Raw genomic sequence first — 21,226 nt, forward strand, 5'->3', positions numbered from 1 at the left:
GATCTAGATATGGAAGATGTAAATATTACAGAAGAAGATGTTATGGAAATAATGGATCAATTTACCAAAGTTCCAAACCTCATACTAAAGAGAATGGTATCCAGAAATGTAAATGTCATTAAAAAATTTGAAAACCAAATACTCGACCACAAAAGCAAGTTACTTGACAATGAACTATTAAAAATAAGAAAAGTCATAGAGATGCAAGTACCCGAGCTTCAGGAGATACTGTTAAATGTATATAAAAATACCAATAAAAAACAGTTGAAAACTTTGGCAGATCCCAAAGCACAGCCCTTTATTGAAACGAATTTAAACTATCTTGATATGATATATTTCAATGAAACATAGTATAGTTTAAATTTAAGACCTTCTAAACAGCATTAATTTTTTTTTACAAGTATTTTATGTGGGATGACCAATAGGGAAAATATATATTGGATTTTCATTTTCAGGAAGCTTGAAACTCTGTATTAACTGTTCTTCATTCATTGAACCTAATGACACAGTAACCAAACCTAAAGCCTCAGACTGGAGATAAATATTTTCACCTGCATGGCCTGCCTCAAGATCAACAAATCTGGTGCTTAACTCTTTATCAGTATATTTATTGATCATTTTACGATAATTTCCAGTGATCAAAATGTCAACTGGAGCCTGTTCAACCCATGGCTGATTATTGGCAATTCCTGAAAGTTCTCCCCGCAGATCACCATTCATAATTTTTTCAAGGGAGTTGTTGACTGGAACATAATGATAAACACCCTCCTGAAGTCCAGAAACCCCATTAGTCCCTACAAAAACATAAATTTCCAGCGGATAAACCTGACCTGCAGAAGGTGTTGCTCTTAAACCCTTTTCAGAATCAGTAATTCCCTGGGCAGACCATAAAATTTGTGATAAATTATCCAAAGTAATTGAATCGTTTGAAAATTGCCTAATAGAACGTCTGTTTTCAATGGCCTGTTCAACAGAGACATTACCATTTAACACCGGTGAAGGAAGAGTTGTAACACTTATAACATTTCTAGTTGTATAAACAGTTCTTTTTTCAGAAAAATATAACACACCCACTACAGCAACAAATAAAATGCTAAGAATAACCAGAACAGCTATTTTCTTTTTTTCCATAAACATTCCCACTAGTAATCTTTGATAAATCTTATTTAATTTTTCCTACAAAATTTTATATTTTCACTAAATCATAATATGAATAATGTCAAACGATATTGTTTTAATCGGGACCATCCTGATAATTGCATACATTTCTAGCTATGCCCTTTACAGATATGGAATAATGGATAAAAAAGTTCATAATAGAATTTGGAACATTATATTTTTACTGATTTTTCTAATTGCAATGGGTGTGGGCTATTTACTAACTGCACTTACAGATTTAGGTATTACCGCTATACCAGACATTAATCTTATTTCCTGGCATAGCGAATTTGGAATATTCTTCTTTTTCATATTATTCTTTCATCTACAAATTAACTGGATTTCATTAAAGAAATTAATATTACAAACAGGTTAAGTAAATAATAACTATCGATAAGCATGATATCTCAATACAACCTACTTCCAATTACCATATTCCTAATAATCCTCTATCTTTTGAGCTATTTTTTATATACAGATAAAACTATCACCGCCAAAATCTACAAACTGCTTTGGATCATTGTTCTTATTACCAGTTCTTTGATCGTTGGAATAATTGGAATTACCATGTTAATTTTAATAAATTTTAACATACTGCCTATAGACAATACACTAATATTATTGCATGTTGAAGCAGGTATTATAACAGCTGTAACAGGAATTTTCCACTTACATATCCACTGGAAATCCTTCAAAAAAATCTTCTAAAAAAAAAGAAATCCCAAAATGGTTATTATATTGGTGCCTAAGTGTACTGGAGAACTCTGTTTAGATAAAAAAAAGAGATATAAATAATTGGATATAATTTTTCATTATACTCGGGTAAGTATAAAAATATTCAAGATTAGTATAAAGAATAGGTAAGGAGGAGATAGCTATGAAAGTTAAATACGCTACAATTGCAGTTGCTAATATGGAAGAATCCATTAAATTCTACACCGAAGTCATGGGGTTTGAAATAGACAATCAAATAACACCTTATCCCGGTATGAAAATTATTTTCTTAAAGGATGAAGGAGATGCAATGATAGAACTCGTAGAAAATGCAGATGAACCAGATAAAAAAGGAATATTCTTAGTTGGAATGGAAGTTGAAGACATGGACACAACAGTTAAACAACTCATATCCAACGGCGCAAAATTCACAAGAGGACCAATGGAAGTGGGTGATGGTGCCAAACTTGCCTTTTTAACGGATCCAAACGGTGTTGAAATCGAACTCATCCAGCACTAGAAATTGGGCCCTAATAATTAAATTTTTAAGAAATGTATTTTCAAATCAAAAAATAATTCAATTATCTTAATTATCTCAATTAACTCCACTAAGCCCAATTTACAAAAAGTATTTTTATAAATTATATAGGTTCAACAGCTATTAATTTACAATGGGTCATATAAGCCGCCGACATATATCCTGGAGGATAACATGTTACCAGTGTCAATTCAAAGGTTCCTGCAGAGAAAGTAACAGGATTGGTTTTGTAATCTCCTTTTATATCTCCATTGCTAGTTACTTGGTAAACATATCTTTTCTGGGTAAGATAATCGGTTATTATTACCTGATCACCATTGTTAAGAAGGTTTATATTGGCAAATGGTGCTGAGAAGTGGGTATGGTGGCCTAGAAGTCCAACTGTACCGTTTTGGTTGGGATAAAAACTATCAGAATAATGGTAAACAGATCCCAGGGCATTAACTGTATCTCGACGAATATCCCAGTTTACACCCTGACTAGGTATTGAAACTTTCCCCCATACTTCGGTGTTCGGAACAGTTGTATTGGTAACAGTGAAATTTTTGGTTAAAGCCTCAATTTCAGGACTTTTTTCATCCAATTTCAAGTTGCTGGTAGTGTAGATAATGCTATAGAGTGCATCATTTTTACCAATCCACATCTCTGTCCTTTGAACAGTGGTTCCATTCATATCCATTTGATAAACATTTTCATGAACAGCAGTACCATTAAAATCCAATGTTTTATGTGAAATAAATTTCATACCTGTTTGATCGGATATATTCGTAGAAAAATTCTCTGGTGGGTTATAACCTGCCGCTAATAGCTGCCTATTTATTGTTACATTTAAATCTGACTGTGGATCTGTGAATGCCATAATTTCAGAAGGCGATGTTTGATTTAAATTTAGCCATGTTTCAGGATAATCAAATGATATTTCATCCTTCTGGAAGTGACTGGTTTTAATTTCCTTTCCTGAGAATACCACAGCAGTAAAAGCCACACCAATAAGAATAACACATAAACCAACCATTAAATATTTAAATTTAATTTCCATCTAACACATTTCCTCCAATCATATTATCAAACTAATTCATCACCAAGTTACATTAAGAAACAGTGATAAATTTTCCCGAAATTTTATTAATAAAATTTAAAATTCGAATAAACTTAATAAACGTACATTGTATTCTTCATGTCATTCTCATCTTATAAACTTTTCTTTTACAATATAAGGGAAAAATAATATTATTAATATCTGTTCTCCATGGTGTAAATCACAACAAAATAAATATTTCAGGTGCTAAATGTTGGTTGAGTAAAAAATCTGTGAATTTATTGATAATAGAATTATATTTGATAATATTTCTAAGAATTGAAGTAGTAAAATTAATTAATAAAAAAAATATTGTGATTAAAAGGATTGTTCTATAATATCAAAATTATATTTAAAAATTAATAATCTTTAAAATACAGAAAATAATTTATTTTACAAAAATAAGATATAATAACAAAAATAAGATATAATATATATGAAATCACTATTTTCTGATTATAAATTTCCAAATAAATTCAAATTTAAAAATAATTTAAATTCATTAATTACCTTTTTTTCCATTATTTTGTTCACAACCATATTTGTATTAATTACATCCAATTTTTCTCCAATAATTAACAACAACAATTTAAATCCATTAGAAAAGGGAATTTCAATTATTCTATTATTATCATTCATCTACAGTGGACTGCACTGTGTAGGTTATCTAGATCATCTAATAAAATCATTGACGTTGTATAATAATAATTTAATATTTAAATTGAAACTCAAAACAAATACAAAATCTCCTCCTGTATCCATTATAATTCCAACCCTTAATGAAGATCCTGAAATGGTCAGAAAAACTATTTTAAAGGCTAAAAATGTTAACTATGATAATTCTAAGGTTACATTAATAGATAGTTCCACAGACAGAGATATTCAAAATAAAACAGCTACAATGTGTAATGAATTGGATATTAACTATATTTATCGTGATACTCTTCGAGGGTACAAAGCAGGTTCCATAAATGATGCAATAGAAGAACTTAAGGATGATTATCAATATATTTTAATTCTAGATTCAGACCACAGGTTAAAAAGTTCAATACTCCATGATTTGATCCCAATCATGGAAAACGATCCAGATTTAACCTTTATTCAGACACCACAATATTTTCACAAACAACCAAATGATCATCTGTCAATAGCCTACTCATTTCAACAGCATATTTTTTATAAACATATCTGCAGGGGACTATGTGTGAATGGCTCTTCTTATATATGTGGAACCAATGTTCTGATTAAATTAGAACATTTAAATGAAATTGGGGGTATGGATGAAAGTTGTATAACAGAAGACATTGCCACATCCTTTATTTTTCATAGTAATGGATATAAATCCCTTTATATTGATAAGGTATATGCTGAGGGGCTGGCTCCACCTTCTTTATCAGCCTACTATGGACAGCAAATGAGATGGTCCTATGGAACATTTCAGAACACTAAAAAGGTCTTAAATAAATTTATCAAAGAACCTAAAAGCCTGAAGTCTTTGCAATGGTGGGAATATCTTATATTAAACGGGAGCTGGTACTTTATTGGGGTGGGAATATTTATCTGGCTACTTTACCCTATTACTGTGCTTTTATTTAACATGAAACCCTTAGTTTTAGGTTATTTAAACGTTCCATTCTATTTGTTCCTCATCATGATAATGAGTCAAACCTTTACCAGTTTCAGGGAAAGAAGATACCCTCTTAAAGAATTAATACTGGCACAGGGATTATTTTTCAGCCTTTTCCCAGTTTATACCAAGGCATTTGTTTATGGCCTGCTAAATAAAAAGTTAGAATTTAAAGTAACACCGAAAAAAGAGGTTTACAAAATTCAATTAAAAGAAATTCTACCACAACTAACAGTAATATTCCTTTTAATTATAGCAATCATAGTTGGTACCTACAAGGTGATTAATGGAGAAAACACCAGCACATACCCATCAATCATATTCTGGGCAAGTTACAGTCTCATCATGTTAACAATATTCATGCTATATTTTTATAGAGAAGATAAAAACAAGTACAATGATTAAATTAACAGATAAATACACTAAACTAAAGAGCAACCCTTTTTAAGCAAACTAAAAAAAAAATAAGAAATGATAAAGTTTTATATTAATCTATGGGTGTAGGGTTATCTGATTGAACTTTACCATCAAGAACAGTTACGAGCCTTTGGGCCATGTTACCAACGTATGGTTCGTGTGTAACCATTACAAGAGTGACATTTTCTTTTAAATGAAGATCCTTTAGAAGGTTGAGTATAACTGCTCCTGTTTTTGAATCTAAAGCGCCTGTAGGTTCATCTGCTAGTATTATTGAGGGGTGATTAACCAATGCCCTGGCAATTGCCACTCTCTGCCTTTCTCCTCCAGAAAGTTTGGTTGGTTTTTGATCAATTTTATCTTCAAGATCTACAGATTTTAACAGATCAAAAGCCCTGTCATGCATCTCTTTAGAAGATGCTTTGGTTTCAAACATGGGTATCTGAACATTCTCAATCACACTGAGGTTAGGTATTAAATTATGCATCTGGAAAACGAATCCAATCTCATTTGATCTGAATTTATTCAGTTTCTTGGTTTTCATTAGATCTATTCCAGCAACCTCAATTGAACCTTCATCTGCAGTGTCAAGAGCTCCAATCATGTTAAGAAGAGTTGATTTTCCCGATCCTGAAGGTCCCATTATGGATACAAACTCCCCCTTCTTAACTTCCAGGTCCATTCCATTCAATGCTTTGATCTTTCCATTATCATAACTCTTTTTTAGACCATTTATTTTGATGATAAGGTTATTATTATTCATAGCGCAGTGCCTCCGTTGGTGATAGTCTACTTGCCCTGTAAGCAGGATACAATCCTCCAATAACCCCTACAAGGAAGGCAACTACAAATGCCCTCAAGAATATATCGGGTGCAAAGGAAGGATTAATAATTCCACCCACAGATGGACTCACTGTTAAAAGGAGTTCCACTCCTACAACAGCTATCACAGTACCTACAACAAAAGCTATGAGTGTGAGCACAACAGATTCACCAAGAATCATTCCAAGAATTCTTCTGTCGGTCCATCCCACAGCTTTAAGAACCCCTATTTCTCTGGTTCTTTCATAGACAGACATTATCATGGTATTTATAACACCAACTGCACCAATAAATATTGCCAAGAGCGAAATTGCCCAGCTAGCTGTATCAATAAAACTAAGTCCCTGATTGATTCGACTGGCAGTTGCTTCGGCAGTGGTTGTTGTGAGTTCATTTGGATAAGCATCTTCAATAGACTTACTTACAGTGGTGACATTTGCATTGTCTGTTACCTTAACCAGGATGTTACTAACCTTTCCTTCATTACTAGTTAGATTCTGTAATGTTGAAAGCGGCATCATGATACCTGCATCTGTAATGAAATTTCCTGTTTCGTAAGTTCCAGTTATTGTAAAATCTTTACCATACAGATTTATGGTATCTCCAACAGTTTGATTAAGACTTTCTGCTACGGTCTTTCCTAATATAACCTGATCAGCACTGTCATTTGAGAAAACAGTACCATTCACACTGTCAACACCGATAAGACTTAACTTACCAGTATCAATACCCGTTACTGAAATACCACCTGGACCGAAACTCTCTGAAGAACTATTCGAAAGTTGACCACTTGTTGAAGTATTACTGGCCCTTAAAATTCCGGTGGTATCTTTAACACCGCTTATATTTAACAGATCTGAGACAAATGTATCGTTAAGTGTACCGCCCTGTCCAAAACCATTTGAACCAGCCTGTACAACTGTTATTTCTGCCGCACCCGCCTTAAGAGTACTCTGCGTGGAGTTTTTAAGGCCTCCTGTAACCATTCCCAGGGCCACGATGACCATTATACCAATTGCTATTCCAACAATAGCAAGGGAACTTCTAGTTTTGTTTCTGAATGGATTTTTCACCACCAGCGATAAAAATGACATATAACTTCCTCTTTCTAAACCTTTTATAATAACTATGCACAATTCATGCCAAAATCTTACAAAAATCCGGGATAAATCAAGCCATATATCTATTAAATCCTAATTTGCCTCTTTAACATATTAATAACTGTAAATTTAATGAATTAGATATTTAGGACTTGATTTAATATTATGTGGTAATTATAATTTATTTTTATTCATCAAAACAAAAAAAACATTTGTAAAATTGATTTCTTTAAATGTATTTAACAAGCCAAATAAACAGAGAGAGGAGTTAAATTTTATTCTAAGTGATGAAATTCACAAATTAGTTTGTAAATTATAATATGTTGTGATTTACAAGTTTCTATCAATTCTATTAGGAATATATACAAAATCTTGGACAGTATGAACAAATTAATAATAATTAACATATATCGTGATTAAATTGGTACAGTGTTATGGATTATTGGAAAAATTCGAATTAAAAGGTAAAATAGTTATATGAAATAATTTAGAATGGTATTAAATGAAAATAGAAGATGAGATTCCGGACCCCCAATTAAAAATGACTTTAAAATTATCCTTTCGTAATGCTTTGGTCATTGGAATATCTTTTTTAGTTATCTTATTCTTGGTATTGAAATTACTTACAAAACAACCCGAAATCAGTGCTATTTTTAGTTATAGCATGATGATAATACTTTATGTGGGTGTTGCCGTAAGTTTGTACCTGGCAAGTAAAGCATCGCAGATTTATGGAAAAAGAACCGAGACTGCATGGGCAATTTTATCATTGGCAGTGGTAACATCAATTATAGCGAGTATTATTGGGGGAATTTTAGTTGTTTACTTCAATCAAAGTCCTTCAAATTCGCTTGCCGATATATTTTATCTGTTATTTTTTCCTTTATTCTTTATTGGAATCATAATTTTTCCTTCTTCAAGCTCAACTACAAGACAGAGATTCAAAAGGTTCTTTGACATACTCATAATCATGTTCTCGGTGAGCCTGGTATTATGGATATTTCTAATTACACCTGCCCTTAACAACTTCCATGGAAACTTCAATTCACTAATAATTAAATTAACCTATGTTCTTGGAGGGTTTTTACTTCTGCTCTCGCTGATAGACTTGATTTTCAACAGAATTAAAGCGGATAGATATGCTCCATTTTTGATATTGGCCCTCGGAATTTTAGTTTTGATAATTACAGAATCAGTCTATGTATATCAGATAGTACATGGAACATATGTTGAGGGAAGTTCAGGGGACCTTGGATGGATCATAGGATATTTAATAGTGGGACTGGCAGGTATATCACAGTATAACCATCAAAAATTGAATCTGGACAATTTTATAGATAAATATTTATCCTGGCATAAAAATTATAGCATAACTCCATATTTAGCACTAGCAGGAGTTACAGCCGCTTATATATCATTAATATGTGCATATAATACTTTTAATTCCAATTTAATATTTTTAGAATTTGGTGTGGGCATACTAATCTTTCTAGTTGTGTCACGTCAAATAATATCGGTTAGCGAGAACAAAAAACTTTACTGGAAGGCGCAGGAAGAAATAGCACTGAGAAAAGAGATTTCAAAATCTCTTAAAGACTCTGAATCTGCATATAGAACAATATTCGAAAATACAGGAACTGCTACAGCTATAATAGATGAAAATAACATAATAACATTGGCAAACAGCGAGTTTGAAAAACTTTCAAGCTACTCTAAACAGGAAATTGAAGGAATAAAACCCTGGACAGATTTTGTTGTTAAAGAAGACCTGGATAAAATGGTGGAGAAAAACAATTTAAGAGTTTCAGAAAATGAGTCCAATTCAAGGAATTATGAATTCAGGTTAAAAGATAGATTAGGTAATATAAAGAACATATATGTTGTAGCAGTGATAATACCAGGTTCAAATGATAGTTTACTTTCCCTATTAGATGTTACAGAAAGTAAAAATGCAGAAGCCGAGATAAAAAAATCCCTTGAAGAAAAAGAAATTCTTTTAAAAGAGATACATCATCGTGTGAAAAATAATTTAACTGTGATTTCCAGTCTTCTCAATCTACAATCACGATATATAAAAGATAAAGAAGATCTAATGATGTTTAAAGAAAGTCAAAGTCGTGCTAAGTCCATGGCACTCATACATCAAAGACTATACGATTCATCAGATCTTAAAAGAATTGATTTTGGTGACTATATTAAAACCCTTGCAAATGATATGTTCCATACCTATGTTCCAAATTCCAACATGGTGAAATTAAATATAAATGTTGAAGATGTAATGCTGGATGTAAATACCGCCATTCCATTGGGACTTATATTAAACGAACTACTATCCAACAGCATGAAATATGCATTTCCAACAGAGCTTTCAAATAACTTTACAAATGGAAATATCGATGTAAATTTGTATAAGAGTGAAAAAGGTTATACATTAAGTGTTGAGGATGATGGAATAGGTTTTCCAGAGGATATAGATATTGAAAATACAGATTCACTGGGTTTGCAACTAATACACAGCCTTACAAATCAGATTGATGGAACAATCCATCTGGCCAGAACCAATGGAACTTCTTTTAAAATAGAATTCAGTGAACCAGAATTTCAAAAAGAAAAAAAAAGAAATTAAATTAGTCAATTTTAACTTTTATCTTTTCCTCTTGAACCTTAGGAAGTTCAACAGTTAATACAGCATCTTCGAATTTTGCAGAAGCCTTTTTAACTTCGATTTTTTCTGGCAGAGGAATGATTCTACTGGTATCGCCATAGCTCCTTTCCTTTTTAATGAACTCAAGAGTTTCATCCTCTTCATCGAATTTAGCTTGGATCTCAACAGAATCTTCTGTTATGTTAACATTGATATTTTCCTTTTTTATGCGTGGTAAATCCACTTTGATTATATAAGAATTTTCTGTTTCAAGAACATCGGTAAGAGGTTTTTGTGAAGTATAATCCGATATGGTCTTTCCAAATTCTTCCTGTTTATCCTTAAGAGTACTTATAAATTCATTTATCTTACGTTCTGCCTGTTTTCGGGTTTTTTCAGCATTTTCTCGGAATTCTGCAGTTTTATCTGATGTATCTGCCTTTATTTCGGCGGTTTTTTCGCTGGCATTTTCTTTAATTTCGGATGTTTTCATAAGAGCACTTTCCTTTGCATCTGCTGTTTTCTCTAAAGCGCCTTTTTTAACTTCAAGGGCTTTATCTTGGAGATCTGATTTTTTTTCCAAGGCAATTTTTTTAACTTCAGATGATTTATTCAATACATTGTCCTTCATTTCATCTGTTTTCACTTTAGCTTCTGCCTGCTTTTTTGAAGTTTTTTCTTTCAGTTCTTCTGCTTTATTTTTTGCTTCCAATGTTTTTTTCTTTATTTCATCCCTAACTAGATCATTTTTCTCTGCCATCCAAGTCACCTCTTAATATTCTCCCCGATATAAATTGATCCTAGATATGAATTAAGTTTTCGATTTTGTACCCCATTCCAAAAACTCATTTCCATTTACAATCCAAAATTATATATAAATAGGAATAAAAAAAATTTTAAAAGAATATAAAAACCTTAAGATCAATTATTAATTTTTATAAGCCTAATAAACCAATTATTTTCCATTAATTCATAATTTATACCCGTTCTCACAAACTTTTTTTAAGATATAATGATTCCAATACCTAAGTAATAAATACTAGATAATAATATTATAAAGGATTTAGACGGAGGAAATTAAATGATAATAGAAATTATAATATTAATTATAGTTCTAATACTGGTTATTTACATTATCTACCAGTATAACGGCCTGGTACAGCTTAGAAACAGGGTAAAAAATGCATGGTCACAGATAGATGTTCAGCTTAAAAGAAGAGCAGATCTTATTCCAAACCTCGTTGAAACTGTAAAAGGCTATGCAAAACATGAAAAAACTGTCTTTGAAAATGTTACCAAGGCCCGATCAAGCCTTATGAATGCTACAACTGTTAAAGAAAATGCAGAAGCTAACAACATGCTAACAGATTCATTGAAATCTTTATTTGCTGTTGCTGAAAATTATCCTGAACTCAAGGCAAGTAAAAATTTCAGACAGCTTCAAGCCCAGTTATCAGAAACAGAGGATAAAATTGCATATTCCCGGCAATTTTACAATGATACCGTGCTTATGTTCAACAACAAGGTTCAAATGTTTCCAAGCAATATACTGGCCTCACTATTCCACTTCACCGAGGCAGAATATTTCGAAATTGCCGAATCAGATCGTGCAGTTCCAGAAGTTAAATTCTAGGTGGTAAAAGATGGATAAAAAGGTTTATTTAACTTTAATCATCTTTTTTTCTCTATCGGTAATGGCTGGTGCAGGAGTATCCTTTGCAGCGGATCGAAGTTATACAATCCCTATTTTAAATGAAGATCTATTTGTACAGAGCGATGGAACACTACATGTGGTTGAAACAATCCATTACTCCTTTAGTGGGACCTACAATGGAATATACCGGGATATACCTGTAACATCACCGCAACAGTTAACCAACATAAAAGTATCGGCAGATGGAGCATATACCAGCTATAAATTAATTGATCAGGGAACAACTAAACGTATCCAGGTATATCTCTATTCTGATGCAGCAAAAACCACGCCTATCACAAATAGGAATGTGAATGTTACAGTTGAATACGATTTTCTACATGGAATAAAATCTTACAACGATATAGCCGAACTACAGTACCAGCTGGTTGGTACCAGCTGGGCTGTTGACATTGGACAGGTTGTAGCCAATATACATTTGAACTCCAGTACAGGAGTGCAGTACTGGCTTAATCCGCCCTACTTTGCAGCAGGTTCTTCATGGGATAACAACACATTACATGTAACAAGTACCAATGTTCCATCTGGACAGTACTTTGAAGTAAGAATGGTCATACCCAAAAATCAATTTGCAGCCAATCCAGTTAACGCCAATATAATAAACCAGAACGGTTTAAACGAAATATTGAAGATTCAAAATGATTACCAGAATTCACTGAACTTCAAAACAGCTATGTACGAGATTCTTGCAGTGTTAATGTTTTTAGCACTTTTCATACCGTTTTTCATATATCTGCGGTTTGGAAGAGAACCTAAAATAGATTACAGGGCAGAATATGAGAGGGACATTCCAACAGATGATCCTCCTGCAATTGTAAATGCCATATGTGGTCCTGGATTTTCCAAAAAAGTGGGTGTACCAGATATGGATGGTTTCAAAGCAACCATAATGGATCTAATCAACAGAAAATACTTCATCCTCCAAAACCATCCATCTGATAAGGATGGATACGGAGCGGATGGTTCAATGTTTTTGAAGGTTAACCCTGAACAGGATTCCTCAAAACTTAAAAGATTTGAACTGAATGTTATGAATTTCCTTACACAGTTTGAGGAAGATGGTGTAATTTCAATGGATGCTATCTCTGATGACTTATCCAACCGTGAATCAGCAAAATCTTTCCGAGAAACCTATATGGGCTGGGTTGATAACATCAAAAACCAGTTTTTAAATGACAGCGAACTCAACAACTTCTTCAACAAGAAAGGTGATACATACATTAAAATCTTTGGAGGACTAGGTTTAGCAGTCTCTATAATAGTCTTCATCTTTGCATTGATGGATTCACTACCTGCAGCAGATATTGCACTTGTAATGTCAATTGTCCTGGGTGTGGTGGCAATTATTTCACTAATCCTACCAGAAAAGATAGCAGGACAGTGGACAACCTACGGCGAAGAATACGATGCTAAGTGGAATAACTTCAAGAAGTACATCCAAGATTTCAGTTTGATAAAGGAATATCCTCCTGAATCAATTGTTATCTGGAACAAATATCTTGTATATGCAACAGCATTAGGTGCTGCCGATGCAGTTAGAAAGGCCATGGAATTATATGTTCCAAAAGATGAATTACAGGGCAGTGATATCTACATGTTCCACTACTATGGAGGATACTTGCTTTTATCCAATGCATTTGACACAGGAATATCAACAGCAAATGCAGGATCAGGCGGAGATTTTGAAGGAGTTGGAGATGTGGGCGGAGGATTCGGTGGAGGTGGAGGAGGAGCATTCTAATATCAAATTGGAATACTCTAATTAGAACATCACCACCTTCCTTTTTATTTATATTAATTTTTTTTTACCCAACTTCCATAAATTTTCTGAAGAAGTTATCTCATTTTTTTTTAGAAACTAAATTTTCAAAGATTTTTTATTTTTATATAGCTTAAAATTGATAATAATAAAATAAATTATGTTTAAATTATTATTCAATAATTATAGGTTGATCTTAAAATCATTAATTTCAGTTTAACCAATTAATCGAGGTTTGAGCATGGAAGATCCAGATATAAAATTATATGATGATCTCATAGACTTTGTACTCTACAGATTTCAAGTTGATAACAGAAATTATAGGATATTTTTATTATCTGACCCTGAATTTGAGGTCTTTAATTATGAATTCGATATTGTTAGAAGCTTCTATTACATGATAACCCAACAGAATGAATCTGGTAATAACAGCTACAAAAAATATTTAAAAATGATAACCAAAGAGTATGGCGAATTCTTTTATCAAAGTGAAGATGATTCCTATATTTCTGCAGCTTTAATCCATGTCAATAAAGTGTATAATACCATTACACCAGTTTATGGTGCCATTGAAATTTTAAATGAAAATAACGGCACAGAGAAGGATGTAACATTTCTACACACCATGTTAACTGAAAATTCTGGATATGATTATTTGATATTATTGAGAAAAACAAGACATATAGACGTGCTAAATGAAGATTTGGAAATTAATAATATATATTTAGATGTGATACACGAGGCATTACATATGGTTGAACATGAAAAAAACCCTGTATGGTGGAAATTTTGGATTAAAGAACATAAAGACTCACAGGAAATAGAAGAAATTTCAAACGAACTTTACAATGAATGGGCAACAGGAATTTTATCGCATAAAATCTATTAAATATAATAAGAATTTAATTGATTAAAAAATGGATTTATGGAAATCTAAAGTATCTGCATGTGGCCATAATCATTTTTAAACTGTTTCAGATGCAATTGACATGTAAGTATTATCCCTTTCAACTTCCAGTGTAATGGTGTTAATACCCAAATTGTAAGCTTCTGTTCTCAACATACCTGTTCCAAGCGGTTGTACTTTTTTTGTACAACCAGAAACATTTGCTATATAAGAAGTCAATTTATCTTCCTTTGATCCTGTGGTTGATGGGTTTAAATATAAATAACCTTCCGGAGTCACCCCTCCGCCTGAATGAATATCTAAAATGTATTTTATTCCCTTATTTTTTGCGAATTGAGCAATTTCCAGGCAGGAGAACCTTTTACATTTGCAATTCTATTTGGATCAATGCCCTTGTAAAATCTGGTATTAAGTTCAGTATCTAATGGAATTGCAAATGGTAAAACATAAAGTGTTCCATGGATATTTTCGTCCTTAATATATTCTAAATACTTCATAATTCCAATATTTGCTGCTGTTTCATTACCATGAATACCAGCTGAGATAAGAAGTATGGGACCATGGCCATTTCCAAATTTCAACATTACAGATCCCTTTTTCTCCAGACTAAAAATTGTTTTTGCAAAATCTGTCTTGGATATATTAGAATCGATCTGAGAGTTCCGGGTAACATCTCCACCAATTTTACTGTTAAATATGATATATTCCGGTCCAATAATTTTGATCTTCTTTTTAGTGTATCTATAATTATTTCCAATATTATACTTTGAAACAATTTTTTTAGTACTTACAACCGTTAATAAATAATAATTACCCACATTTATTTTGGGACTGATGTAAAAAGAAGTTAATTGATGTTTAGAAGCACCAGCAGCCAAATTTGATGAGTGATTGCTCCCTAGATAAGTAATTGCGTGGCTGTGAATATTTTTAAGGTAATAATTAAACCAGATACTGTGATAGGAGATATTTCCCCTATTTTTTATAGTGTTAGACACCACTATCTTACACCTTTAATACCCTTCAAAGGAACAGATAAATGGTTAACAATTAAATTTTTATTGGGAACATGTGAAACCACTTTATGAATAGAACTTATTCCAGGGGTTGCAGCTGAACTAGAACTTTGAATGATTAATGGAACTACAATTAAAATCATTAAGATGATTAATAGATTTTTTTTCAAAATTTTACCCCGATATAAATGATTCCATTTTTAGAATATTTATTTTTAATTTTAAAAGTTTAACTTATACTTTTTAAATGTATATATTTTAGGTTGATTCAGGGTACTTATAATATTAATTCAAACACTTCTCAATCATCCAATTTAAAAATTTCTAAAGAGTTGTAAAATTTGGAATTTATGGAAGGTTATAGAATTAAAAATAGAAGAAATGGAATTTATGAATGAAAAATTGTTAAATATAGACGGAATAATAAATGATTTACACACACAAAAATAATTACTTGAATATTCTAGTTTCTGGCAGTTAAAATCGTAATTCATACCATGATTTTTATGTTTTTTAAACCGAAACATATAGACTAACTAAAATTCAAATATATTTATTAGATAGTTTGAAATTTATATAAATTTAAATAGATTTTTATAGTAAATTACAAAAATAAACCGCAAAGTATATATGCTATAAAAACATATATAAAACAGTACAGAAAAGAAGACTGTTCCTTTTTTAGTTTTCAAATTTTAGAAATTCAAATAGATAAATAATAAATTTGTTTATTTTACATTGGTAGAATTGGGTATAATAAATTTGCATTGAAGAATAATTCAGATGAAAGAAATTTAATTTAAAAAAGTTTATTAAGAAATAAGTATTCCACATTCAATTATTATTCGTAAAATTCTCAAAAACTTGATTGGAGGATATAACGGCAATTGAATGTATATGCAGTATTTTTTAACTGTCAAATAAAAATATTGAATGTAAAAGGGGGATAATTATGTTAAGCGATCCAATAGTCCAGGAAATATTAATGGATATAACCAACGATGAAAAAAGCAGTGTTTCTATAATTGAATGTATACAGAAGGGTAAAACATTCGACGAAGAAATTGCAGAAGAAACTGAAATAAGATTGAACATCGTAAGGAAAGTACTCTATAAACTTTACGATGCAGGCATAGCCTCCTATAAAAGAAGCAGAGATCCTGAAACTAACTGGTACATATACAGTTGGAAATTTGACCAGGATAAAATTTCTGAAATAATAAGCAAGAAATATGAAAAGTTTTCTGAAGAAATTGAAAAATCTCTTGAATTCGAAGAAGAAAACATGTTCTTTGCATGTAATTTAAATGGCCACAGATACAAATTTGACGAAGCATCAGAAAACAACTTTTCATGTCCAAAATGTGGTGAATCTCTGGAATTTCAGGATAATAAAACCATAATTGCAGAATTGAAACAGATTATGAAGAAAAATAACCAAGCATAATCAATTATTTTTTTAAATTTATTTTTGTTAAATAATTTATTTAAATATTCTAGGGAATAAGCTCATATTAACCCTGAATACAGAATTCAAAGTATAAGGAGTGATTTATATCTTATTGAAAAACGAATTAAAGGGTTTAAATAATGAACTTATTTTGAGGGCTCGTGCAGGTAAATGTGGAGAAATTAACATTCATGAGATGTTAAAGGCAATAAGTGTACTGGATAAAACCGCAGAAGGTCAAACATATCTATTAGATCATCGATGCGATGAAAAATTTGGTGAGTTAATGGGAATGCTCAACGAGATAACTGTGGATATGCGAAATGGGAAAATGAATATTGAGGATCTCACAACCAAGTACATGGACAAAATACTACCAGTAGAAGTTGATGAAATACCACCAACAGATCTGGACAATCAAACAGACATGGACAAAATATCATCTACATAATACTATTATCTTTTTTTAAATAAAAATTCATAAACAACTAAGAATTAAATTTATATTAAATTCCATTCTATTACTCATTTAAAGTAATATTCCTTTTTTACATAGTTATATGGGCCATTATGTCTCTTCCAAATCGTATTTATATGGATTTGGTGTAAAAATCATAATTTCATACGCTTTTAATTGTACTAAACTTGTAATTGTTGTTTCCATTGGATTCTGATACAGTTTTATGGGCATCTGCATATGCTGAAATATAATAATTCTTAGCAACAATAGAACTAGATAATTTTATTGTGGAATTCAAAGTTTTACTTTTACCTCCACCTAGCCCATTGAAGTAATGCTGGCCTATATATTTATTCTGGGCATTTCCCTTCTTTTTAAGGTAATAATGCACCCAGAAGCTACTTGTGCTGATTGTTCCAATATTTTTAATGGTGTTGGTTACATATAATTTGTTTCCACTGTAACCATTAATTTTGGCACTAATTCCAGTTACAACCAGATCCCTGTATGCACTGTGAATGGTTATCCTGGTTGAACCTAACTTGTAATTGTTATTTTTATTTGTTTCAGGATTGGTTTTATAAGGGTCTGCATAGACTAAAATATTATAATTAGCTGTAGCTATGCTTGTTGGTAATGTAAGTGTTGTATTTAAATGTTTAGTTGACAGTGAACCAATACTTGTTATGAAAGACTGTCCAATGTAGATATTTTTGCTTGTTGAATTCTTTTTAAGGTAAAAATTCACGTAAAAACTGCTGGATGTAGCATTAACCAAATTTTTAATAGTGCTCAAAACATTAATTTTATGCCCTTTAATACCATTCTTTGGATTAATAACCTCTGATACAGTTAAATCAGATTGATAAGGGTTTTTTGATCTGTCGCTGTTGTACCATAACTCTGCCGCATTAGCATTGTATTTGGTTGTTTGTTGAAGTGTTGGGAAAGTACCAAGCCAGTTACCAACAAATGCAGAATATCCTCCGGAATTTCTCCAAACCTTTGTACTATTGTATGATGTTGATTTAACAATCTTTTCATATTCGTTTTTACTATTGTATTCTGCAAAATTTTTGGTTCCCTCACTAATAAAACTCTTGACAAGATCCAAACCTTCTCCAGTCCAAGCACTTGTATAATAATTAGCTCCAGAACCTCTAAACATATTTGCAAAATTGTATATTGTGCTGGTTGGATTTGAAACTTGGTAATTGTCCACCCATCCCGTTGAAAAACAGGATTCTAGCAGGATTACAGGAATACTATTTTTTACTGGGGCTGTAAACAGTTTTCCATCCCATCCTTCACGCATTCTATTTCCAATACCCCATATAAAATTATTAGAACCAACCAATGCAAAGGGAGGAGTTGCAGATCCTCCTTTCAAATTGTAATTACCCGACTGATATCCACCATGACCTGCATATATTATTGCATCTGCTCCGTACATACCCTTTAATATATTCTTGGTGGTAGCATTTCCTTTATAAAGTTCTAAAACAGAATATCCTTTTGATTTAAGTAGAGTGGCAATACTTTTTGCTTCGGTGTATGTTGATGGTATATCATTGGTAGAATCCCCTATAATTAATATATGGGCCTCTGAATAGGGTAAAATGCTGCAAATAAATGTCAATGATACTGCAGTTACTAATAAAATCTTAAAAATCCTTTTTATATCCAAACCAGCACACCTTTATATTTTTTAGGGATAAATATCTGCTATATGAGAATTTAATTCCCAATATTTTTTTAACTCATTTAATAATATATATGGAATATCCTTCACCAGAATATATAATTATTCATGTTAAAAGTGCAGATCCTCACCCATCCAAATCAAATATAATAAGATCAAGAAAAAAACAAGAATATATTTTTAATCAACTTTTTTCTGAATCTTCATACAACTCATACTTTTTTGAATTCAAATTTTTATCTTCTTAAAAATGATGTAAAATCCCGACAGTACATAAAATTGATAATATAATAAGGGACACTTTCATAATCATAAGCAATGCTGCATGATTAGCTAATGCAAGATTAATAGGGACTAAAAACTTAGAAGTGGCTAAGAAGACTATTCCCATTCAAAACACCTGGTCTATAGCTTTTTTATCGCTTAAAATAGCACTAGCAACTCCAAAATGCTTTTTATCAGCAGAACTAATTAAAGATTTGGACAATGATGTAAGATTTTCCCTTATTGAACTTTATTTTGGGCTTAAAAAATAATTTAATAATTTATTTTCAGCCCATATGCTCCTATTATGGCTTTGAACTTATTTATCAATATTTTTTTGGTACCAAATGTAACATAAGCTGGTAGTCTATGGTTTGTAATGTAGAATTTCTGAACTCGGGAAATACCATCCTTCATCTGTGCCATGGTCAAAGAAGAAACCCTAAAACTGGTTGAATAGTGTGAAATCGCTTTACCTGATAGGTCTGTCACACTTCCAGAAGCCAATGTAATAATATATTTAACTCCTTTGCTGAGTAATTTATGTCTTAAAGTGAGCACATTACTGATGATGCTTTTGGTTGTTGCTATGGAATTTCCAGAACTGTTTTTAAGTGTTATCAATTTGTTTCCAAATTTTACAGGTTTGCTGAAGGTGATCTTTAAAACTTTGTTGGGTGAAACATCCACAGCACCACTACTTGGATTGGACATTGTAACTGCAAGACCATTTACCACAGGTACCTTTGCTGTCCAGGCAACAAGACGTGCCAATATACTTGGATGTTGTGGGTCTAATTCTGGATGAGGTCCACTTAAGATCGATCTTCCATGGTAGTAATAATCACCTACAATGGCTCCATAATTTTTATACCCAATTTGATTGTCTGCATACACAGCAAATGTAACAGCTTTACCACCTTTAACATACATTGCAGGACCATTGTAATGGGCCATGGTAACTGTCCCGCCAGATCCAAATAAATTAATTCCAGCATTTAATATTTTTACCTTTAAAATACCTTCATGATAAGGATGTTTACAATAAACATGAGGGGCAACACCCCAAGCCCTATACATCCCATCAACATTTCTAGAACCAGAATATGCACCTGCACAAATTCCAAGGTAGCCATGACCATTTTTAACGAAATTTCGTATGGCACTACTGCTCACAGCGTTTATATAATTTTTACCACTTGTACCCCCGGGCATTACAAGTACATTGTAATGGGATAGAATTGAATAATTTATTGTTTTTGTTGTTGAATATGAGAAACAATAACCCTTCAATAGATGTTTAGTGTTTGCAGTGTGAAGACCAGTTTTTACCCCAGAGACACAGCTACTAATTGCACCCCTTCCATTGTATATAACTACTTTAATAACCTTCCTTGAAGAAGATACAGTTTTAGAAACTGGTTTCGAACTTGTACTTTTTAAACTTGTCTGACTAACAATTTTTGCATTTGATCCTTCAAAATGGCTTAAACTTATATTTTCCGTGCTTCCAGTCCCAACATTAGTTGCTGAGACACCATATGTGCCTAAACTTAATGTTATTCCAAGAATTAATAAAGCTAAAACTAAATACTTCTTGATAGTAAAACGCCCCCCCAATGATGTCCAATTAAATAGATTTCAATTGGTTTTAATTGTTGAATAATTAAAATAAATAAAAATAATCTTAAAACTGTTGTAATGTTTATATTTAGTTATCAGAGGTTTATTAAAGTTTTGATATAATTTAAATTTAAAAATAATTAAATAAAAATAATAGGTTTCATAATATAATTTTATCAAATTCAATACAACTCGCAAGATCAGAAAATTAAGAATTTATGGAAAATATTTTG

The 21,226-nt window shown here is 31.8% G+C and carries 22 protein-coding genes; 11 read left to right on the plus strand and 11 right to left on the minus strand.

From position 1 onward, the window contains the following. The first annotated feature begins 9 nt into the window (after positions 1–9). Positions 10–351: a hypothetical protein gene (locus tag DL91_RS03350; protein WP_048190245.1), complete on the plus strand. Its 342-nt coding sequence runs from the start codon at positions 10–12 to the stop codon at positions 349–351. A 54-nt stretch (positions 352–405) separates the two neighbouring features. Here the strand turns inward: DL91_RS03350 and DL91_RS03355 are convergent, their stop codons facing one another. Then, entirely contained in the window at positions 406–1,131 is a 726-nt protein-coding gene (locus DL91_RS03355) for a SagB/ThcOx family dehydrogenase (RefSeq protein ID WP_048190246.1), read from the minus strand. Positions 1,132–1,216: 85 nt separating this feature from the next. Here DL91_RS03355 and DL91_RS03360 point away from each other — a divergent pair, with 85 nt between their 5' ends. Continuing rightward, positions 1,217–1,534: a hypothetical protein gene (locus DL91_RS03360; RefSeq protein WP_052374077.1), complete on the plus strand. Its 318-nt coding sequence runs from the start codon at positions 1,217–1,219 to the stop codon at positions 1,532–1,534. A gap of 124 nt (positions 1,535–1,658) precedes the next feature. Here DL91_RS03360 and DL91_RS14115 read toward each other — a convergent pair whose 3' ends face one another. Then, the gene (locus DL91_RS14115; RefSeq protein ID WP_231551371.1) at positions 1,659–1,853 is read right to left on the minus strand and encodes a hypothetical protein; all 195 of its coding nucleotides are present in this window, start codon (positions 1,851–1,853) and stop codon (positions 1,659–1,661) included. 182 nt (positions 1,854–2,035) lie between these two features. Here DL91_RS14115 and DL91_RS03365 point away from each other — a divergent pair, with 182 nt between their 5' ends. Then, positions 2,036–2,392 (plus strand): VOC family protein, encoded by a 357-nt coding sequence (locus DL91_RS03365; protein ID WP_048190247.1) that lies wholly within the window; start codon positions 2,036–2,038, stop codon positions 2,390–2,392. 121 nt (positions 2,393–2,513) lie between these two features. On the opposite strand, the gene DL91_RS03370 is transcribed toward DL91_RS03365, so the two are convergent. Then, positions 2,514–3,449 carry a class E sortase gene (locus DL91_RS03370; protein ID WP_048190248.1) on the minus strand — a complete coding sequence of 312 codons (936 nt, stop codon included), beginning with the start codon at positions 3,447–3,449 and terminating at the stop codon, positions 2,514–2,516. A gap of 475 nt (positions 3,450–3,924) precedes the next feature. On the opposite strand from DL91_RS03370, the gene DL91_RS03375 reads away from it, so the two are divergent. Further along, a complete protein-coding gene (locus DL91_RS03375; protein WP_048190249.1) occupies positions 3,925–5,520 on the plus strand; it encodes a glycosyltransferase family 2 protein in 1,596 nt (531 codons plus the stop codon). 82 nt (positions 5,521–5,602) lie between these two features. Here DL91_RS03375 and DL91_RS03380 read toward each other — a convergent pair whose 3' ends face one another. Both DL91_RS03380 and DL91_RS03385 read right to left on the minus strand, forming a co-directional pair. Next, a complete protein-coding gene (locus DL91_RS03380) occupies positions 5,603–6,295 on the minus strand; it encodes an ABC transporter ATP-binding protein (RefSeq protein WP_048190250.1) in 693 nt (230 codons plus the stop codon). Next, the gene (locus tag DL91_RS03385) at positions 6,288–7,448 is read right to left on the minus strand and encodes an ABC transporter permease (RefSeq protein ID WP_048190251.1); all 1,161 of its coding nucleotides are present in this window, start codon (positions 7,446–7,448) and stop codon (positions 6,288–6,290) included. Before DL91_RS03385 ends, DL91_RS03380 begins: the two co-directional genes overlap by 8 nt. A 508-nt stretch (positions 7,449–7,956) precedes the next feature. Between DL91_RS03385 and DL91_RS12690 the strand changes: the two genes are divergently transcribed. After that, on the plus strand, positions 7,957–10,080 hold the full coding sequence (locus DL91_RS12690) for a sensor histidine kinase (RefSeq protein WP_052374079.1): 2,124 nt from the start codon (positions 7,957–7,959) through the stop codon (positions 10,078–10,080). A 1-nt stretch (position 10,081) separates the two neighbouring features. Here the strand turns inward: DL91_RS12690 and DL91_RS12695 are convergent, their stop codons facing one another. After that, positions 10,082–10,858, minus strand: coding sequence for an Hsp20/alpha crystallin family protein (locus DL91_RS12695; RefSeq protein WP_052374081.1), 777 nt, complete (start codon positions 10,856–10,858; stop codon positions 10,082–10,084). Positions 10,859–11,179: 321 nt separating this feature from the next. Here DL91_RS12695 and DL91_RS03400 point away from each other — a divergent pair, with 321 nt between their 5' ends. The 3 genes from DL91_RS03400 to DL91_RS03410 all read left to right on the plus strand — a co-directional run bounded on the left by DL91_RS03400 (position 11,180) and on the right by DL91_RS03410 (position 14,460). Then, positions 11,180–11,731 carry a LemA family protein gene (locus tag DL91_RS03400; RefSeq protein ID WP_048190252.1) on the plus strand — a complete coding sequence of 184 codons (552 nt, stop codon included), beginning with the start codon at positions 11,180–11,182 and terminating at the stop codon, positions 11,729–11,731. Positions 11,732–11,741: 10 nt separating this feature from the next. Beyond that, positions 11,742–13,553, plus strand: a complete 1,812-nt coding sequence (locus DL91_RS03405; protein ID WP_048190253.1) for a DUF2207 domain-containing protein — start codon at positions 11,742–11,744, stop codon at positions 13,551–13,553. Positions 13,554–13,812: 259 nt separating this feature from the next. Continuing rightward, positions 13,813–14,460 (plus strand): hypothetical protein, encoded by a 648-nt coding sequence (locus DL91_RS03410; protein ID WP_048190254.1) that lies wholly within the window; start codon positions 13,813–13,815, stop codon positions 14,458–14,460. A gap of 75 nt (positions 14,461–14,535) precedes the next feature. On the opposite strand, the gene DL91_RS03415 is transcribed toward DL91_RS03410, so the two are convergent. Genes DL91_RS03415 through DL91_RS03425 form a run of 3 tightly spaced genes read right to left on the minus strand, consistent with a single transcriptional unit; the run spans position 14,536 to position 15,664 of the window. After that, positions 14,536–14,757, minus strand: coding sequence for a hypothetical protein (locus DL91_RS03415; protein ID WP_048190255.1), 222 nt, complete (start codon positions 14,755–14,757; stop codon positions 14,536–14,538). A 32-nt stretch (positions 14,758–14,789) separates the two neighbouring features. Then, a complete protein-coding gene (locus DL91_RS12700) occupies positions 14,790–15,479 on the minus strand; it encodes a succinylglutamate desuccinylase/aspartoacylase family protein (protein ID WP_156095922.1) in 690 nt (229 codons plus the stop codon). Further along, positions 15,479–15,664, minus strand: coding sequence for a hypothetical protein (locus tag DL91_RS03425; protein WP_048190256.1), 186 nt, complete (start codon positions 15,662–15,664; stop codon positions 15,479–15,481). The genes DL91_RS12700 and DL91_RS03425 overlap by 1 nt, the downstream gene beginning before the upstream one ends. Before the next feature lie 782 nt (positions 15,665–16,446). Between DL91_RS03425 and tfe the strand changes: the two genes are divergently transcribed. Both tfe and DL91_RS03435 read left to right on the plus strand, forming a co-directional pair. Next, positions 16,447–16,941, plus strand: coding sequence for a transcription factor E (tfe, locus tag DL91_RS03430; protein WP_048190257.1), 495 nt, complete (start codon positions 16,447–16,449; stop codon positions 16,939–16,941). 115 nt (positions 16,942–17,056) lie between these two features. Next, positions 17,057–17,395, plus strand: coding sequence for a hypothetical protein (locus tag DL91_RS03435; protein ID WP_197050589.1), 339 nt, complete (start codon positions 17,057–17,059; stop codon positions 17,393–17,395). Between the two features lie 169 nt (positions 17,396–17,564). Here the strand turns inward: DL91_RS03435 and DL91_RS03440 are convergent, their stop codons facing one another. After that, positions 17,565–19,091, minus strand: a complete 1,527-nt coding sequence (locus DL91_RS03440; protein ID WP_052374084.1) for a CARDB domain-containing protein — start codon at positions 19,089–19,091, stop codon at positions 17,565–17,567. 383 nt (positions 19,092–19,474) lie between these two features. Between DL91_RS03440 and DL91_RS13350 the strand changes: the two genes are divergently transcribed. Continuing rightward, complete coding sequence (locus DL91_RS13350; protein WP_156095924.1) at positions 19,475–19,642, plus strand: hypothetical protein; 168 nt, start codon at positions 19,475–19,477, stop codon at positions 19,640–19,642. A 1-nt stretch (position 19,643) separates the two neighbouring features. On the opposite strand, the gene DL91_RS12705 is transcribed toward DL91_RS13350, so the two are convergent. Next, entirely contained in the window at positions 19,644–20,990 is a 1,347-nt protein-coding gene (locus DL91_RS12705; protein WP_052374085.1) for a BPL-N domain-containing protein, read from the minus strand. Between the last annotated feature and the right edge of the window lie 236 nt (positions 20,991–21,226).

The sequence above is a fragment of the Methanobacterium sp. SMA-27 genome (assembly GCF_000744455.1).
GTDB lineage: Archaea > Methanobacteriota > Methanobacteria > Methanobacteriales > Methanobacteriaceae > Methanobacterium_B.

Bases quoted from the DNA above. Each gene is read 5' to 3' on its own strand.
- DL91_RS03370 (WP_048190248.1), bottom strand. From the start codon at position 3,449: ATGGAAATTAAATTTAAATATTTAATGGTTGGTTTATGTGTTATTCTT.
- DL91_RS03405 (WP_048190253.1), top strand. From the start codon at position 11,742: ATGGATAAAAAGGTTTATTTAACTTTAATCATCTTTTTTTCTCTATCG.
- DL91_RS12695 (WP_052374081.1), bottom strand. From the start codon at position 10,858: ATGGCAGAGAAAAATGATCTAGTTAGGGATGAAATAAAGAAAAAAACA.
- DL91_RS03365 (WP_048190247.1), top strand. From the start codon at position 2,036: ATGAAAGTTAAATACGCTACAATTGCAGTTGCTAATATGGAAGAATCC.
- DL91_RS12690 (WP_052374079.1), top strand. From the start codon at position 7,957: ATGAAAATAGAAGATGAGATTCCGGACCCCCAATTAAAAATGACTTTA.
- DL91_RS03385 (WP_048190251.1), bottom strand. From the start codon at position 7,448: ATGTCATTTTTATCGCTGGTGGTGAAAAATCCATTCAGAAACAAAACT.
- DL91_RS03400 (WP_048190252.1), top strand. From the start codon at position 11,180: ATGATAATAGAAATTATAATATTAATTATAGTTCTAATACTGGTTATT.
- DL91_RS03375 (WP_048190249.1), top strand. From the start codon at position 3,925: ATGAAATCACTATTTTCTGATTATAAATTTCCAAATAAATTCAAATTT.
- tfe (WP_048190257.1), top strand. From the start codon at position 16,447: ATGTTAAGCGATCCAATAGTCCAGGAAATATTAATGGATATAACCAAC.
- DL91_RS03355 (WP_048190246.1), bottom strand. From the start codon at position 1,131: ATGGAAAAAAAGAAAATAGCTGTTCTGGTTATTCTTAGCATTTTATTT.
- DL91_RS03410 (WP_048190254.1), top strand. From the start codon at position 13,813: ATGGAAGATCCAGATATAAAATTATATGATGATCTCATAGACTTTGTA.
- DL91_RS03380 (WP_048190250.1), bottom strand. From the start codon at position 6,295: ATGAATAATAATAACCTTATCATCAAAATAAATGGTCTAAAAAAGAGT.
- DL91_RS03360 (WP_052374077.1), top strand. From the start codon at position 1,217: ATGTCAAACGATATTGTTTTAATCGGGACCATCCTGATAATTGCATAC.
- DL91_RS03350 (WP_048190245.1), top strand. From the start codon at position 10: ATGGAAGATGTAAATATTACAGAAGAAGATGTTATGGAAATAATGGAT.